The following is a 15,525-nucleotide window of genomic DNA, read 5'->3' as shown; positions in this document are numbered from 1 at the left end:
CCGCGCTCAGCCAGGCAATTCTACAGCGTCCAATTGCTGTAACCAGGCATTGATCAAGGTCACCATATCGCGCAGCAATATGCTCAACTTATCCAGACTATCCGGCGCGAGGGCCCCCTGATTTAATTGCTGTTCACAATCGGCAGCAATGCCTGCCAGTTCGAGCATTCCCAGACTACCGGCCAATGACTTCAGGCCGTGCACCTGATTGAGTGCCGCCGTGTTATCGCCCTCATCCAATGCCTGGGTCAACTCAGCAGGAAATTGGTTACGCTCTGTGGCAAAGCGCACCAGCAACTTGTAGTAGAGACCATATTTATTCATCAATCGCCCCAGGGCTCCCCGGGTATCCAATCCGGCTTGTTCCAATGCCGCAAAGGTATCAAGGCTGAACACCGGGAGCGAAAGTACAGGCTCAGGCATTACCGCATTAGGGGGAATCGCACTCCCGGGGCGAATCAACCAGGGCGACGCGCCTTGTTGATGAGGCCTTGTGTCAGGTTGGGATGGCTGGCGCGGACTTAGCCAGCGCTGCAGCAATAGATACAATTGCCTGGGATCTATGGGCTTGGCGATGTAATCATCCATACCTGCCGCCAGATAGGCTTCACGGTCCCCGGGCAAGGCGTTAGCAGTCAGGGCAACAATGGGCAGCCTGGCGGCTCCCGGTAACTGGCGCAGGCGGCGGCTGGTTTCCAGGCCGTCCATGCCCGGCAGTTGTATGTCCATTAGCACCAGGTCCGGCAGCGCCTGTGCTGCCAGCGCCAGCGCTTCACTGCCATTATCCGCCAGGGTGACTGCGCATCCCCAGGTTTGCAGTAATGTCTGGGCAATCTCCTGATTGAGTGAATTATCTTCTACAACCAATACCCGACCACACAGTGCGCATTCCTGCTCCCGTGTGGAAAGCAGTGCACGCTCAAGGCCATTGGCCTGACCGCGGCCCTCTGCAGCATCCAGCCAAATATCCAACCGGAAACAACTCCCCTTTCCCATTTCACTCTCAACTGACAAGTGCGCATCCATTAAATCAGCCAGACTTTTGCAAATCGCCAATCCCAAGCCTGTGCCCTCAAAGCGGCGGGTGTTGGAATTGTCCACCTGGTGGAAGGGCTGAAAAAGGCTGGCCAGCAATCCGGGGGCAATCCCAATTCCCGTATCGCGCACGTCAATGATCAGGTTGATGGCATCTCCACGACGGGCTTTTTGTTGTACAAGCAGTTGTATACACCCCTGATCCGTAAACTTCACAGCGTTGGCACAGAGGTTAATTAATATCTGTCCCAGACGTAGCGGATCACCTTTGAGCCAGGGGCTAATTTCCGGTGCTATTTCTACCTGCAATGACAGTCCCTTGGCCTCGGCTTTATCAGACACCAGATTAATTGCACGCTGGATGACATCCACCAGGGCAAATTCCACCTGATCCAGTTTGAGCTTGCCCGCTTCGAGGCGGGAGAAATTCAGGATATCGTTAATCACTTCCAGCAAGTGTTCACCCGAGGCGCGCATTTTCTGCAGATAATTGCGCAGGTTTGGATTCATCTCCATCGCCAGGGCTACGTGGGCCAAACCGATAATGGCATTCAGGGGGGTGCGGATTTCATGGCTCATGTTGGCAAGGAAATCCGCCTTGGCACGGGACGCAGCCAGGGCCTCTTCCTTGGCCTGGATTAATTCAACCGTGCGCTCATCGACCAATTGTTCCAAACGCTGGTTGATATTCTCCATATGTTGATTGGCAACCAGGCGTTCGGTTTCGTCGAGAATAAAACAGGCTAGGGCCTCATACGCCCCACTGGCTTCATAAACCACCGGGAAATGCAGCACATGGAAATATTTTTGCTCACCGGTCGGTGTTCGCAGCACCAGATGAACATCACTCAAGCCCCTTTTTGCAATCGCCCGTTCCATGGTTGACAACAACGGCGATAACCAACGGGGAGCCGCCATAGCCCGCAAGGGTTGCCCAAGCAAATCGCTTTTTACAATATTGACCAACGCGCAAAATGCGGGATTAACCACAGTCAAAGTACCATCCAGGGCACACATATACACGGGTGCGGGAATATGGTTTAACAAGGAGCGAAAATGCCCCTCCCGCTTGGCAAGGCGCCGACGATTAATCATGGCACTAAGGGTTAGCAACAGAATCAGGGTAATTGCACTCAGGCTTAAACCAATCACCAAATTACGTGCAACGGTATAGGAAGCAAATGCCTCATCCAAATCCTGCTCAACAATAATGCCCATATCCAGGTCTTCCAGCCAACGGCCCGCCCCCACTACAGCAACCCCGCGATAGTCGCGATAATCCATTAACAGCGATACATCATTGCGCGCAATCAATGCTGCCGCCATGCGCGTCAGCGGCCTCTGCTGTCCATGGATACCCGGTTCACGCGCATAGAGTTCGCGCACCTGGATTGCATCGCCCTGCTCGCTCACGTGGATATTCGCAGTGTTGTTAAACCGACTGGGGCTGATTAATTTACCGCTTGCGGCAATGGCATAAATCTCACCGCTCTGACCGACACGGCCACTGCTGATCAACGGAAAAAAACTGCTTTGTGAATTAAATCGCAAACACACATAACCCAATGGCTGCCCATCCTCTTCAACCAGGGCACACATATTCTGGATCAAAGTCCCCGCAGGCTTGTGGCCGCGGGGCCCCTCCATGGCATAGGGTACTGCAGCGGGATGGGAAATATTGGGGCGTCGGGCAAGCGCTTTATTGAGCGTTAATTGGGTTTCCGCCAATTGTACCTTTCGCCCAATATAGGATTCGGTACTGGCATCAATTAAATAGTGCTCCATATTCACCAGGAAAAAGCCATCGATATGCTGTCCATCAAGGATCGGCCACAGCCAGTCATGCAATGCCTTGCGCTGCGTATTGTCTGGTACTCCGGCACGAAGTTGTTCCCGGATAAGCGGAGCCCCGACAGGAGACTGGATAATAATACGCAGTCCACCCAGATGCTGGCGCTGCCAGAATAATAATTGTTCGGTTACGGAATTGAGGGAGGCTTGCAGGTGTTCGCCAATAACCTGTTGCTGGTTGTTTTTTATATGGCGCAGGGATAATCCGCTGATCAGTAACAGCAATCCCATCGCCAAACCGGCGAGAACAATGGTTGGATTTAATGCCCGGAAGACGCGGGAGTCTCCATGTTCTGTGGTCTGCATAAAGTGAGTTTATTATTAAGTTCCTGTGCCAACCACAGGGGAATTTGTGCGGCAGGCATAGGGTGAGCAATTAAAAAACCCTGTACTTGCCGACATCCGATAGCGCGCAATAATTGCAATTCCTCCAGCGTTTCTACCCCTTCTGCTACGCTGGTAATCCCCATTCGCCGTCCCATATCCACGGCCGACTGGAGTATTTCGCGCACATGCTGCTGGCGCGGTGCTTCCTGTACGAAACTGCGATCAATTTTTAATTCGGTAAAAGGAAAGCGAGACAACTGCTGCATGGATGAAAAACCGGTGCCATAGTCATCAATACTAAAGCCAAAACCTTTCAAGCGCAGGCGGCTAATCGTTGCCAGCGCTGCCGGTAAATCCATAATGAGTGCGCTTTCGGTCATCTCAAAGCTGAGTTGGCGCGGGTTAATCCCGGCAGCGGCAACACGCTGGATAATATCATTGGCCAGATCGACCTGGGTTAATGAACTGGCGGACAAATTAATCGCTACCGACGTATGAATTCCCTGAGCCTGCCAGGTTTGTATATCTTCCAGCACTTGTTCCAGCAGACTCAATGTCAATTCGGCAATTTTACCTTCACGCTCAGCCTGGGGAATAAATTCTGCCGGAGAATAACCAAAGCCGTTAGCAAGGGGCCAACGCGCCAGAGCTTCCCATCCCGCTAATTGCGGCTGCTGCAAATTTAATTTGGGTTGGTAATAGGGAATTATCCTGCGCTGTGCAATTGCCTGCTGCAATTGATCCGACCCGGGAGCTGGCCGCGGCTGAGCGACCGGTTTTGTTTGCGGATGCCACTGGCCATAACGTTCCAGTGCACGAGCCAACATATCCGGTGTCATGGGTTTGCGATAGGCACCCAGCAATGGAATACCGATTGCCTCCGCCATGGTTGCCACTGCGCCGATCAATACCTCATCGGAACTGCTCACCAGGATAATTTCGGGGCGCCGTATTGCACCCTGCAAACGCTGTAATACTTCAATACCATCCAGCCCCGGCAATTCCAGATCCAACAACATAACGGCTGGCTGTTGCGGCAGGCTATAGAGAATTGTAAGCGCGTCCTGGCCATCGCCGGCTTCATAAATCTTGTCAATGCCCAATTGCTGCAAGCAATTGACCGCACTGGCACGCTGCAATCCGGAATCATCGACCACCAGGACACCCTGCGCCAGGATCTCGGATGACAACTGGATATCTGCCACCAACAGCGGAGATTGGTTAAATGAAATCATTAACAGGACCTGCTCAGGCTGACTCACAGGCAGGTAATCGCCTTGTGTTAATAACAGCAGCACTATCACCACTATGCGGCTGTTTTCGATAAATTGAAGGCGCCTCCTGTACCAGGGACATCTGCATTCCCATCAGGCTCTCACAATGGCCGAGAATCAACCAGCCGCCGGGACGCAAACGGGCCAACGCATGATTAATCACACGCGCCTTGGTGGGCTGATCAAAATAAATCAATACATTGCGCAAAAAAATAACATCAAACAGGTTATGGCCTATCAGTGGCTGCAATAAATTGTGCCGGGCAAAACGTACACGTGCGCGCAATTTGGCATTGATGGCCATCTGCCCGTTGAATTCGTTAACACCGCGCAAGCAATAGGTTTTGAGATAATGCGGCGACATATTTTCCAGCCGCTCCATGCGATACAAACCGTGCTCGGCCTGGGTTAAGGCTTTACTGGAAATATCCGTTGCCAATAAATCCCAGCCATCCCATCCGCATTGCTCGGCCAACACCATCGCCAGGCTATAGGCTTCTTCGCCGGTAGAGGCCGCTGCACACCAGATCCGCACCGGGCGATGGTGGATGGCAGGCAGGATCTGTTCCGCAAGGTGTTTGAAATGTGCCTGTTCGCGAAAAAAATAGGTTTCGTTGGTCGTCAGTAAATCCAGCATCAAACTGCGCTCCCTTTCACCGGCATTGGTGCGGAGAAAAGCAAGATAGGCCTCATAATCAGCACAGCCCGTTGCCTCCAGGCGACGCCAGAGACGGCTGGTTACCATAGCGGTCTTCTCCGCGCCAATCACAATCCCCGCGACCTGGTACACATAATCGCGGATCTGTTGGAAGCTGGCTGGGCTGATGGCCTTGTTCATAATGCAGTGATTAACTCCGATTGATATTTAGTCAGGTGGCCGATTAAAAATTCACAAACTTGTCATTGAGGTCGTCATCATCCAGGTCGCGTTTGGCGCGTGTGGTCCGGGTGTCGGCTGGTGCAGGGGCATTGCGCCTGGGGCGGAAATTACCGCGGGCCTGGTAGTGTTGCTCTGCCAGGCTGCGCTCAGTGCGGAAGAACCCCATCACCGATTTGAGTTGTAATGCCTGGGCACTCATTTCTTCAGCAGTCGCCGTCAATTCTTCCGAGGCAGAAGCATTGGTTTGCGTCGTGCGTGAGAGTTCGGTAATAGCCAGATTGATCTGATCCAACCCGGCGCGCTGCTCCTGGGATGCAGCGGCAATTTCTTTTACCAGATCAGCCGTTTTGGCAATCGATGGAACCATTTCGCCCAAGAGACGCCCCGCCTGCTCTGCCGTTTGCACACTGGACGTTGCCAAGGTGCCAATTTCCTGCGCAGCCACTTGGGAGCGCTCTGCCAGCTTGCGCACCTCGGCAGCGACAACCGCAAAACCGCGCCCGTGCTCACCGGCACGTCCTGCCTCAATAGCAGCGTTCAATGCCAGCAAATTGGTTTGGTAGGCAATGTCATCAATAATCCCGATTTTGTCTGCAATGGATTTCATCGCATCTACCGTTTGACGCACGGCCTCACCGCCTTCCTGTGTGTGGCGGGAAGATTTGGAAGCGATGCCATCAGTCACACTGGCATTCTCGGCGTTTTGCGCAACCGTTGCCGAAATTTCCTCCATGGAGGCACTGGTCTGCTCAACACTGGTTGCCTGTTCAGTCGCATTTTGTGCAAGCGTACTCGAAGATGCGGATACCTGTTCCGAGGCCGCTGCCAAGGCATCAGCCGAACTGGCCACCTGGCCAATCACGTCCGTCAGGCGATTCACCATATTGCCCATAGCCGCCAGCAAGCTGGCGCTATCACCTTTGCGCAATGCGATATCTACCGTGAGGTCACCTTCGGCAATACGACGCACAACATCACTGGCATAATCCGGTTCTCCCCCTAACTGGCGGGTAATAATACGCGTGACCAATAAACCAAAACCGATGGCGAGCAACATGGAAACCACAATAACGCTGATCATGACCACACGCATTTCAGCCACAGTTGCCTGGCCTTCCTGATCTGCCGCTGCCGCTTGTTTGTTGTTGTTGTCAATTAACTCGGTATAAGCCTGTTCAATTTCATAGCTGGTCAGGCGCAGTTCATTGACACTCAGTTCGTTAGCTTCGGCAATTTTGCGGCCGATCAATAATGCACCAAGCTGTTCCACATATTGCAGATAGACTTTTTTGTTGGCCTCCAGCTTATCGAGCAATGCTTGCTCCTCTGCACTGATCGGACTCTGGCGAAACTTTTCCATGGCCGCTTCGGAATTAGCCCAGTGATTTACCATGCGCTCCTGGGTTGCACGAATATCGTCCGGCTCCTGGGTTGGCATCCGTGTCACAGCGCGGGTGTACACCAGAAAACGACCATAGGAGTTAGAGAGGTTATCCACTGCTACCAAGTTATCGGTATACATGGCGCGCATCAGTCCACCGACATGGACAATATTTTGCAAACCGTAAAATCCGACACCGGCAGTAATCAATGCCAGGGTTACAAATGTTGTCAGGAGTTTCTGCGCCAGTCTGAGCTTCATAAACCATTTCATCTTGAACTTATCCTCATTAGTTATTGACGATTCAGTCGCTGACTGAATATCCCTGAAGAGCAAAACATGGCCAAGGAATAACCCCCTGCCATATCAGCCCCTAAACGGCGATTCAATAACTATAGTCAGGGAAATACAGGCGACAGGCTTTTCATAGGGTTGCACAAAAAAATGGCGCAAAACTCATCATGAATATTTGTACTCGGGTTGCCGGCCTATGCCTGGCGCAGTTCATGACAATAACGCCAGTATCCCGAAATCACTGCTGGGGTCGTTAGAGTAAAATTACTCAGCGGAATTGGGGGATTATCCCCCGCGTTGGTTTAAGCGGAATGATCTGGGGGGAATTACAGACACAATAGATTCAGGTCAGCGAACCGGCAGGCTGCATAAAATCACGCATCAGTTCAATGGCAGATTTGACATGCAATTTGTCCATCAAACGTGCACGGTGGTTTTCTACTGTGCGAACACTCAAACCCAATCCAGCTGCTATTTCCTTACTGGATAACCCCTGCAAAATACCCTGCAGGATTTCCTGCTCCTTGGGCGTAAGCAGTGCCAGGCGCGCCTGGCGCGTGGCCAATGCCTGGCGCTGCTGGTGGAGTTCGCGACTAAGCGTCAGGGCCGCCTGGATTTTTTCCAGGAACTGATGCCCCTGGATAGGTTTTTCCACAAAATCAAAAGCGCCCTGCTTCATAGCCTCCACCGCCGCACTGACCTCGGCATAGCCGGTCACAATAATCAGTGGCGGTGCTATGTCGTGCAGCTGCAGTAACCTTTTGTGCAATTGCAGCCCACTCACCCCCGGCATACGCATATCCGTGACCACACACTCGCACAAACCGGGACGATAGTTGACCAGAAAGTCCTCGGCGCGGGCAAAACACTGGGCCTGGACACCAAGGGGGTCAACAAGACCTTCCATCAGGGCAAGGGTGATGGCGTCATCGTCAATCAGGTAAACCTGTGGCAGCAGAGGGTTATAGGTCATGGCTGGTTTATCGCAACCCGCAAGATATTGTTATGGGTACAGATCAGATGCCTGGAGTTTAGCACCCAAATCTACGCAGTGCTGTTTATCTGCGGCCTGCATTGCCGGGAATGGCTTGCATTTGTCGCCTGAGTTGGTTAAAACGCGCGCCGCACGGCTAGTTTGGCCACCGACGCCACCCTTATCCAGCAGGTTTCAACATGCCCGATACTTCGACGCCAACCCTATCACCCGCTTCCCTGTCACCCGCCTATCTGCAGCGCTTTGGCGGCATCGCCCGGCTCTATGGCCAGGCGTCCCTGGCGGCTTTGGCTCAGGCACATTTTGTCGTGGTTGGCCTCGGCGGTGTCGGCACCTGGGCGGCAGAAGCCCTGGCGCGCTCGGGCATCGGCGAGTTGACGCTGATTGAAATGGATGAAGTCTGTATTACCAACACCAATCGTCAATCCCATGCCCTGGCTTCCAACCTCGGGCAGTCCAAAAACCAGGTGATTGCCGCGCGCTTGCGCGACATCAATCCTGACATACGCCTTCACTGCATCGAGGACTTCCTGGCACGCGACAATGTGCGCGAACTTATCAGCCCCCAACACCATGTAGTGATTGATGCCATGGACGCGGCGCATATCAAAGCGGCACTGGTGGCCTATTGCCTGGCAATTAAAGTGCGCCTGGTCACGGTGGGCTCCTCCGGTGGCAAGCGCGATCCCCAGCGGGTGCGTGTCGCAGACCTGGGGCATACCCAGGGCGATCCCATGTTGCATAAGATTCGCACCCAATTATTTCGCCATTACCATTTTTCGCGCGACCCCAATCGCAAATTTCGCGTGGATGCCATTTATTCCGACGAGCAAATGGTCTACCCCAAACCCGACGGCAGCGTGTGCATGACCAAACAGGTTCTACAAGACGGCGTAAAGCTGGATTGCACCGGCGGTTTTGGTTCCAGTGTCATGGTTACCGGCAGTTTCGGATTTTTGGCAGCCACGCGGGCGATTGAGCGGTACCTGGCAAAAGTATCGGGGCAGGAATAACGCGTTTCGGTAAGCTGCTGCAAAACATCATGGGCAGCTTTCGATTATCCAGCCAGCAGTTGTTCAACCCGCGCAATAATCGCCTTTAATCCATTATTGCGCGAAGGTGTCAGGTGTTTTTCCAAACCCAATTGCTGTAGTGCGGCCGCTGGATGTGGAACCGGCGAGGTGCCATTCACCTGGGCTAATACCAGCGAAGCCAGGCCTTTAATCACATTACTGTCTGCGTCCAGGGCAAAATAATGCACCCCGTTACATTGTTTATGTGCAAGCCAAAGCGGAAGTTCACACCCCTGGATGCGATGTTCGGGCGTTCGAATAGTCGGTTTGGCTGGAATTGCCTTACCCCAATCGATAATCAATTTATATTGCTGCTGCCATCCTTCGGCACTTGCCAACAGGGTGAGCGAAACCGCAGAAAAGTCATCGCTATCAATCACAGGGAGCATCCACACTATAAAAACAGGGGCAGATTATAGGGGGTAAACCACCAGGACTTTAATAATCTTTACGCGCTAATGGATTTTCACCCGCAGGCAATAATCGCGTAGAATACGGCCACTATTACAACAACGAATACCACACTACTGTCTCTCGAGCGTGCATCTAGCAACTGACTTTCGAGGGATATTATGCAAATTCACCCACCCATGCCCGGATTTGGTTCAACGCCGAAACCAGGCAATGTTGTTTATCGTTTGCGCTGGCTATACCTGGCTACCTGCCTGGGTGTACTGGCATTACTCAGCGGCTGCCAGGGCGATACCCCCGATTCTGCGATGAACCCCACCCAAGCATCCTTCACATCAACAACCAGTGTTGCATCAACACAGGCTAACCACGATGACCATGGCCATCACCATGATCACAATCACGACCACCACCATCATGGATATAAAGCCCATGAAGTCAAAATCATTGCTTACTACATGGGCGATGGCAGTGACCTGGAGCGGTATGACGTTAGCCAGTTAACACACATCATCTATAGCTTTTTACACTTGCAGGGCAATAAGCTGGCGTTTGATAACGAGCAGGATATCCGCACCTTTAAACAGCTGGTAGCGTTAAAACAGCAACACCCACAGCTCAAAGTTTTGCTGTCACTGGGTGGCTGGGGCGGCTGTGAAACCTGCTCTGCCGTGTTCGGCAGCGCGGAGAATCGCCAGGCTTTTGCTGACTCCACCCTCGCGCTGCTCAAACAATACAGCGGCGACGGCCTGGACCTAGATTGGGAATATCCCACCGTACCGGGTTATCCCGGCCATGCCTATGGTCCACAGGATAAACCCAACTTTACCGCACTGATACAAGCACTGCGTGCAACCCTGGGCGAGCATTATGAGTTGAGTTTTGCCGCCGGCGGTTTTGATAGCTACCTGGAACAGGCCGTGGACTGGGAAGTGATTATGCCGCTGCTGGATAGCGTTAACCTGATGAGTTACGACATGGTCAATGGCGGCACACCGCATACTGGCCATCACACAGCGCTGTTCTCCACCGACCAGCAAAAGGATTCCACCGATAATGCCGTGCGCTTTTTATTAAGGAACAGGGTTCCTCCGCAAAAAATTGTGATAGGTGCAGCGTTTTATGCGCGGGTTTGGCAAGCTGTTGAACCGACCAATAACGGGCTTTATCAAGCAGGCACCCATGTAGACGGGGTCAACTTCAAGGACTATGAAACCCATTTCGGTCGCGAACAGGGTTTTAGCTATTTTTGGGACGAGACAGCCCAAGCCCCTTATGTGTATAACGCTGCAACCAAAACCTTTGCCACCTTTGATGATAAACGCTCGGTGACGCAAAAAATGCGTTATGCCAAACAGCACGGGCTGGGTGGTGTTATGTTCTGGCAATTGCCGGGCGATAAGGATAAAGAAGGCCTGCTGGATATTCTCTATCGGGAAAAAACAGCAACCTCGCCTTAACGGTTATGGTTTTCCGTTAATCCAAACAGGCGACAACTGTTGCTGTAGGTTTGCTGCGCAATCACCGCCAGGGACTGGTTGTGTAATTGCGCCAGGCAAGTGGCTACATCGGTTAAAAACACCGGACTGTTGCGCTGGCCTTGCCGCCCCTGCAGCGGCATATCCGGCGCATCGGTTTCCAGCACCAGGGCTTCCAATGGCATCCGCTGTACCGCATTGCGCGTTTTATTGGCGCGCGCGTAGGTAATGGTGCCGCCAATACCCAGATAAATCCCCAGGCTCCAATACTCACGTGCAATGTCATAGCTGCCATTAAAGGCGTGTACCACGCCACCGGCTACAGGCTTATTGCGTTTGAGCAATGCCAACAATTCGGCATGGGCGTGAACGCAGTGGAGTATTAACGGGCGCCGATGCTGCTGCGCCAGGGTGAGATGCCACTCAAACCAGTCCACCTGCACCGCCAGGGAAGTCTCTATGCGCTTATCCAGGCCGGTTTCCCCCAGTGCCCGGCATTGGGGAGATTGCAGGTGTCGATCAATATCGGCAGACCAGCCAGCCATCACCTGGCCCACCGGGGTATTGTGCCAGGGGGTCAACCAACAGGGATGCACCCCCAGGCTGTAATAAATACCAGGCTCCTGCTCTGCCAAACGCCCGGACCTGTCCCATTGGTTGCCCGGCGTCACGCCCGGAATCATCAATTTCACCACCCCGCTATCGCGACAGGATTGCCACACAGCGGCGCGGTCGCCATCAAACTCGTCGAAATCCAGGTGGCAATGGGTATCAAACAACATCGAGGGCTCCCGTCGGCTCGACCGATAAAAATCTTGTCCCCAGGGGCTACAAAAATCGCCGGAAAGCCCCTAGAATCTGCGCTCTTTTTTGCGGAGTGTAGCTCAGCCCGGTAGAGCACTGCTTTCGGGAAGCAGGGGCCGGAGGTTCGAATCCTCTCACTCCGACCATTTTTACACCGGGTTTCACCCCCACAGGCCAGCCCCAGTATCACCGGGGTTACCGGCCGGCAAACGTAAAACACTAAATACAATTTGCCCTGGCAGACATAATCCATAACATCTGCCCACCAGCATCGCCCACCCTATCAGTGGTTCAGGATACCCGGGCAGTTATTACTGCTGGCGTGAGCATTGGCTCGCCATGACCGATCGGTTTTGCGGGCCAGCATCCATGGAAGTACAGAGGATACATGCCCATGCTCGACGAGCGCACCCTGAAATTTGAATTGGGATTGGTGAAGTTTTTTGGCCTGCTGTCACTGGTGGGTATCAGTCCGTTTGCGGTGATGCGCTACCTGCAGGGCGAATACCTGCATGCCCTTCTGGATGTGGGCATTGTGAGCGTTGCCCTGTTAAATGCCTGGGTTGCCCATCATCAACGCCGTGTGGCGCAATCCAACCTGACAATTGCTGCGTCCCTTTATACCGCCGGTGCTGTTGTAGTTGCCTATTTGAACAGCCCACTGTTTGTGTTCTGGGTTTTTCCTGCAATCTTTGCCAACGTCTTTTTACTGCGAGCCCTTAATGCTCTCATTGCCAATCTGTTGGCAATCAGTGCACTTGTCCCTCTCGCTCTGCGTTTGCCCAATATGGTCGATGCAATGGCCATGATTGCCAGCCTGCTTTTCTCTACTTCGCTCGCCTATGTGTTCGCCCTCCAAACCGAGCGCCAGCGCGCACTCCTGGAAAAATCCGCCAGCCAGGACCCTCTCACCGAGCTGGCTAACCGCCGCGCACTGAACCAGACGCTTAAACAGTGCCTGGATGATTTCCAACGCAACCAGACACCCGCCACCCTGATTATTTTTGACCTGGATTACTTCAAGCAAATTAACGACAAGTTTGGCCATAGTATCGGCGACGAGATATTGCAAAACCTTGCACAGCTGATAACCCGCCGCATACGCACTACCGATCGCGCCTTCCGTTTCGGCGGGGAAGAATTTATCGTGCTGGCACGCAATACCCAGCTTGAGGAAGCGCGCCTGTTCGCGGAGCAGTTGCGTGTGAATATCAGCCTCGAACTCAACGCCCCGGAAGGCGAAATCACGGCGTCGTTCGGCTGCGCCGAGCTCAAGCCCAACGAGACGCTGGACGGTTGGTTTAATCGCGCCGACAAGGCTGTCTACCAGGCCAAGCAGCTGGGACGCAATCGGGTTGTCTGCGCCCACTAGGGCATAGCAAACCGGCAGTTAACCTTTCTTTGAACTTTTACCCACGCCCCTGGTGGCCAGCCTGCTATTCTCGCCAAATTGTCACTGATGATTTCTTCCCTTTATCGCCCCCAAGGATCGTCCATGAAGTTGCCCAGTATTTACTTCCTGTGCCTGTGCACGCTACTCGCTGCCTGCAGCCAACCCGGCGACCGCCCGGTAACACCCGGCACAACTCCCACTGCCGCCCCTGAACACTGGGGCAAGCTGGAAGCCCGCGCTACCTTTGCCGCGGTTGGCGATATCCTGATGCATGGCGATGTCAAAAAATCGGCCGCTGAAGCGGCTCGGCAGGGTTGGGGCAACGGCGGGCACGATGCGCTCTGGGCCGGGGTGAAAGATGAAATCAGCAGTGTTGACTGGGCCTTTGCCAACCTCGAAACCCCTATAGCACCCGTTAATAACCTGGGCAGTAAAGCCTTTATGTTCAACGCCGATCCGGCCGTGCTGCAATCCCTCGCCGACACCGGTTTTGATATGGTTTCCTTTGCCAACAACCATGTGTACGACCAGGGTCGGGCCGGGTTTCTCGAAACCCTGGGCGAGCTGGGCAAATCGCCATTGGACTTTATCGGCGCCGGTAACAGCTGCGCCGAGGCACGCCAGGCCAAGATCCGCGACCTGGGCGGTATCAAGGTGGCATTTATCGGTGCATCGCAGGTGTTTAACAGCCTGTTTAACAAAGGGGTGAATGAGCCCTGTGTGTTTGTCTATGAGCGCAAGGCCGCCCTGGAGGCTATAGCCGCTGCACGCGCGGCCGGTGCCGAAGCGGTGATCTTTTCCCTGCACTGGGGTGTTGAATATGAAACAGCACCGCAACAAACCATGATCGACGAAGCCCACGTATTAATGGAAGGCGGTGTCGACGTGTTACTCGGCCATCACCCCCATGTGCTGCAACCGGTAGAAGCCTATGAAACCCGCGATGGGCGCATTGCGGCGGTGATTTACAGCCTGGGGAATTTCATCAGCAACCAAAGCCGTTTCTATCGCACCGGACTGAGCCAGGATGCTGTGGGTGATCCGCGCGACGGTGCCATACTGCGCTTCGATTTACTGCGCAAGGATTACGGCAAGGGTGTAAAACGCGTGGAAATCGCCAACCTGTCTGCGCAACCGCTCTGGACCGAAAACAATTGGGCAGAGCGCCAGAGGGGTCACAGTAAAGAAACCATTATCCGTGTAATCCCCAACGATACCCGCATCGCGCAACTGCGCGAGCAACTCAAATCCGTTACCGATCCGGCCCAGGAACTTCGCTTGCGCAAACAGCTGGAGACCTATCAATTACGCCATAAGCGCGCGACCAGTATCCTGGGCGATGGCTGGGTGTATAAACCCTGAAAGCCTGCCTCTACACTTTCCGATTAACACGCCCTGACGTAAGAAGGTTTCATGCAACCACTGATTAACCAGGTTATCGACCAGATCGACCAGGTCCTGCTCGGCAAAGACCAGCAGGTGCGCCTTGCGCTCGCCTGCCTGTTTGCACGCGGCCATTTGCTGATCGAGGATCTGCCCGGCATGGGCAAAACCACACTCGCCCACTGCCTGGCCAAGGTGCTCGGGCTTGAATTTGAGCGGGTGCAATTCACCAGCGATTTATTGCCTGCTGACATCCTGGGGGTTGCCATCTTCGAAAAAAACGAAGGGGTTTTTAAATTCCATCCGGGACCGGTATTCACCCAGGTATTGCTGGCCGACGAAATCAACCGCAGCTCACCCAAGACCCAAAGTGCGCTGCTGGAAGCGATGGAAGAAGGCCAGGTCACTATCGAGGGTAAAAGCCGCCCCCTGCCCACGCCCTTCTTTGTGATTGCCACACAAAATCCCTTATCGCAAAGCGGTACCTTTCCCCTGCCTGAATCCCAACTCGACCGTTTCCTGATGCGTATTTCACTGGGTTATCCCAGCCCGGCTTCCGAGCGCTTGCTGTTCGAAGGGGTGGACCCGCGCGCCCGTATCCGCGCCATGGAGCCCCTGGTCAATAAGGACCAGCTCGCCACAATCCAGCACCAGGTTCACCAGGTAAAAGCCAGCCCTGCCCTGCTCGATTATGTCCAAAGACTGGTGGCTTTTACCCGCACTGACGGTCAATTCAGCTATGGCTTGTCCCCGCGCGGCGCCCTGGCATTGGTGGGAGCCGCCAAGGCCTGGGCCTATATCCATCACCGCGATTACCTGATTCCCGAAGACGTGCAAGCCGTATTGCCGTCGGTGGTTAGCCACCGGGTGCGCGGTACCGGCCATAGCAGCCAGGGCGAACCGCTGGTACAGCGCCTGCGCGAAAGCGTGGACGTGCTGGGCTAAGA

The 15,525-nt window shown here is 53.9% G+C and carries 12 protein-coding genes and 1 tRNA gene; 6 read left to right on the top strand and 7 right to left on the bottom strand.

Translation table 11 applies throughout. The features are described 5' to 3' along the window. Window positions 1–6: 6 nt before the first annotated feature. The 5 genes from CJA_RS18560 to CJA_RS05820 form a co-directional block, all read right to left on the bottom strand. Window positions 7–3,192, bottom strand: coding sequence for a response regulator (locus CJA_RS18560; RefSeq protein ID WP_012486837.1), 3,186 nt, complete (start codon window positions 3,190–3,192; stop codon window positions 7–9). Beyond that, window positions 3,147–4,448: an EAL domain-containing response regulator gene (locus CJA_RS05835; protein ID WP_012486836.1), complete on the bottom strand. Its 1,302-nt coding sequence runs from the start codon at window positions 4,446–4,448 to the stop codon at window positions 3,147–3,149. Before CJA_RS05835 ends, CJA_RS18560 begins: the two co-directional genes overlap by 46 nt. Before the next feature lie 13 nt (window positions 4,449–4,461). Beyond that, window positions 4,462–5,325, bottom strand: coding sequence for a CheR family methyltransferase (locus tag CJA_RS05830; RefSeq protein WP_012486835.1), 864 nt, complete (start codon window positions 5,323–5,325; stop codon window positions 4,462–4,464). A gap of 43 nt (window positions 5,326–5,368) precedes the next feature. Then, complete coding sequence (locus CJA_RS05825; protein ID WP_085953164.1) at window positions 5,369–7,009, bottom strand: methyl-accepting chemotaxis protein; 1,641 nt, start codon at window positions 7,007–7,009, stop codon at window positions 5,369–5,371. A 376-nt stretch (window positions 7,010–7,385) separates the two neighbouring features. Beyond that, window positions 7,386–8,015, bottom strand: a complete 630-nt coding sequence (locus CJA_RS05820; protein ID WP_012486833.1) for a response regulator transcription factor — start codon at window positions 8,013–8,015, stop codon at window positions 7,386–7,388. A 200-nt stretch (window positions 8,016–8,215) separates the two neighbouring features. On the opposite strand from CJA_RS05820, the gene tcdA reads away from it, so the two are divergent. Further along, entirely contained in the window at window positions 8,216–9,049 is an 834-nt protein-coding gene (tcdA, locus tag CJA_RS05815; RefSeq protein ID WP_012486832.1) for a tRNA cyclic N6-threonylcarbamoyladenosine(37) synthase TcdA, read from the top strand. A gap of 44 nt (window positions 9,050–9,093) precedes the next feature. Here the strand turns inward: tcdA and CJA_RS05810 are convergent, their stop codons facing one another. Further along, window positions 9,094–9,498 (bottom strand): SufE family protein, encoded by a 405-nt coding sequence (locus tag CJA_RS05810; protein WP_392397693.1) that lies wholly within the window; start codon window positions 9,496–9,498, stop codon window positions 9,094–9,096. 183 nt (window positions 9,499–9,681) lie between these two features. Between CJA_RS05810 and CJA_RS05805 the strand changes: the two genes are divergently transcribed. Then, window positions 9,682–10,980, top strand: a complete 1,299-nt coding sequence (locus CJA_RS05805; RefSeq protein WP_012486830.1) for a glycoside hydrolase family 18 protein — start codon at window positions 9,682–9,684, stop codon at window positions 10,978–10,980. Here the strand turns inward: CJA_RS05805 and CJA_RS05800 are convergent. Beyond that, window positions 10,977–11,780: a TatD family hydrolase gene (locus CJA_RS05800; protein ID WP_012486829.1), complete on the bottom strand. Its 804-nt coding sequence runs from the start codon at window positions 11,778–11,780 to the stop codon at window positions 10,977–10,979. The two genes, CJA_RS05805 and CJA_RS05800, sit on opposite strands and share 4 nt — an antisense overlap. A 91-nt stretch (window positions 11,781–11,871) precedes the next feature. Here CJA_RS05800 and CJA_RS05795 point away from each other — a divergent pair. From CJA_RS05795 to CJA_RS05780, 4 genes are all read left to right on the top strand, one after another. Then, a tRNA-Pro gene (locus CJA_RS05795) sits at window positions 11,872–11,948 on the top strand. 248 nt (window positions 11,949–12,196) lie between these two features. Next, a complete protein-coding gene (locus tag CJA_RS05790) occupies window positions 12,197–13,174 on the top strand; it encodes a GGDEF domain-containing protein (protein ID WP_012486828.1) in 978 nt (325 codons plus the stop codon). Window positions 13,175–13,297: 123 nt separating this feature from the next. Then, window positions 13,298–14,557 carry a CapA family protein gene (locus tag CJA_RS05785; RefSeq protein ID WP_012486827.1) on the top strand — a complete coding sequence of 420 codons (1,260 nt, stop codon included), beginning with the start codon at window positions 13,298–13,300 and terminating at the stop codon, window positions 14,555–14,557. Between the two features lie 51 nt (window positions 14,558–14,608). After that, complete coding sequence (locus CJA_RS05780; RefSeq protein ID WP_012486826.1) at window positions 14,609–15,523, top strand: AAA family ATPase; 915 nt, start codon at window positions 14,609–14,611, stop codon at window positions 15,521–15,523. Window positions 15,524–15,525 lie beyond the last annotated feature (2 nt).

It is taken from the genome of Cellvibrio japonicus Ueda107 (genome assembly GCF_000019225.1).
Classification (GTDB): Bacteria; Pseudomonadota; Gammaproteobacteria; order Pseudomonadales; family Cellvibrionaceae; genus Cellvibrio; species Cellvibrio japonicus.
The sequence above is the reverse complement of the archived record's forward strand: the minus strand, read 5'-3'. Positions and strand labels throughout refer to the sequence as shown.

Coding starts and splice junctions, on each gene's coding strand:
- CJA_RS05820 (WP_012486833.1), bottom strand. CDS start 8,015: ATGACCTATAACCCTCTGCTGCCACAGGTTTACCTGATTGACGATGAC.
- CJA_RS05810 (WP_392397693.1), bottom strand. CDS start 9,498: ATGCTCCCTGTGATTGATAGCGATGACTTTTCTGCGGTTTCGCTCACC.
- CJA_RS18560 (WP_012486837.1), bottom strand. CDS start 3,192: ATGCAGACCACAGAACATGGAGACTCCCGCGTCTTCCGGGCATTAAAT.
- CJA_RS05780 (WP_012486826.1), top strand. CDS start 14,609: ATGCAACCACTGATTAACCAGGTTATCGACCAGATCGACCAGGTCCTG.
- tcdA (WP_012486832.1), top strand. CDS start 8,216: ATGCCCGATACTTCGACGCCAACCCTATCACCCGCTTCCCTGTCACCC.
- CJA_RS05800 (WP_012486829.1), bottom strand. CDS start 11,780: ATGTTGTTTGATACCCATTGCCACCTGGATTTCGACGAGTTTGATGGC.
- CJA_RS05825 (WP_085953164.1), bottom strand. CDS start 7,009: ATGAAGCTCAGACTGGCGCAGAAACTCCTGACAACATTTGTAACCCTG.
- CJA_RS05790 (WP_012486828.1), top strand. CDS start 12,197: ATGCTCGACGAGCGCACCCTGAAATTTGAATTGGGATTGGTGAAGTTT.
- CJA_RS05835 (WP_012486836.1), bottom strand. CDS start 4,448: ATGATTTCATTTAACCAATCTCCGCTGTTGGTGGCAGATATCCAGTTG.
- CJA_RS05785 (WP_012486827.1), top strand. CDS start 13,298: ATGAAGTTGCCCAGTATTTACTTCCTGTGCCTGTGCACGCTACTCGCT.
- CJA_RS05805 (WP_012486830.1), top strand. CDS start 9,682: ATGCAAATTCACCCACCCATGCCCGGATTTGGTTCAACGCCGAAACCA.
- CJA_RS05830 (WP_012486835.1), bottom strand. CDS start 5,325: ATGAACAAGGCCATCAGCCCAGCCAGCTTCCAACAGATCCGCGATTAT.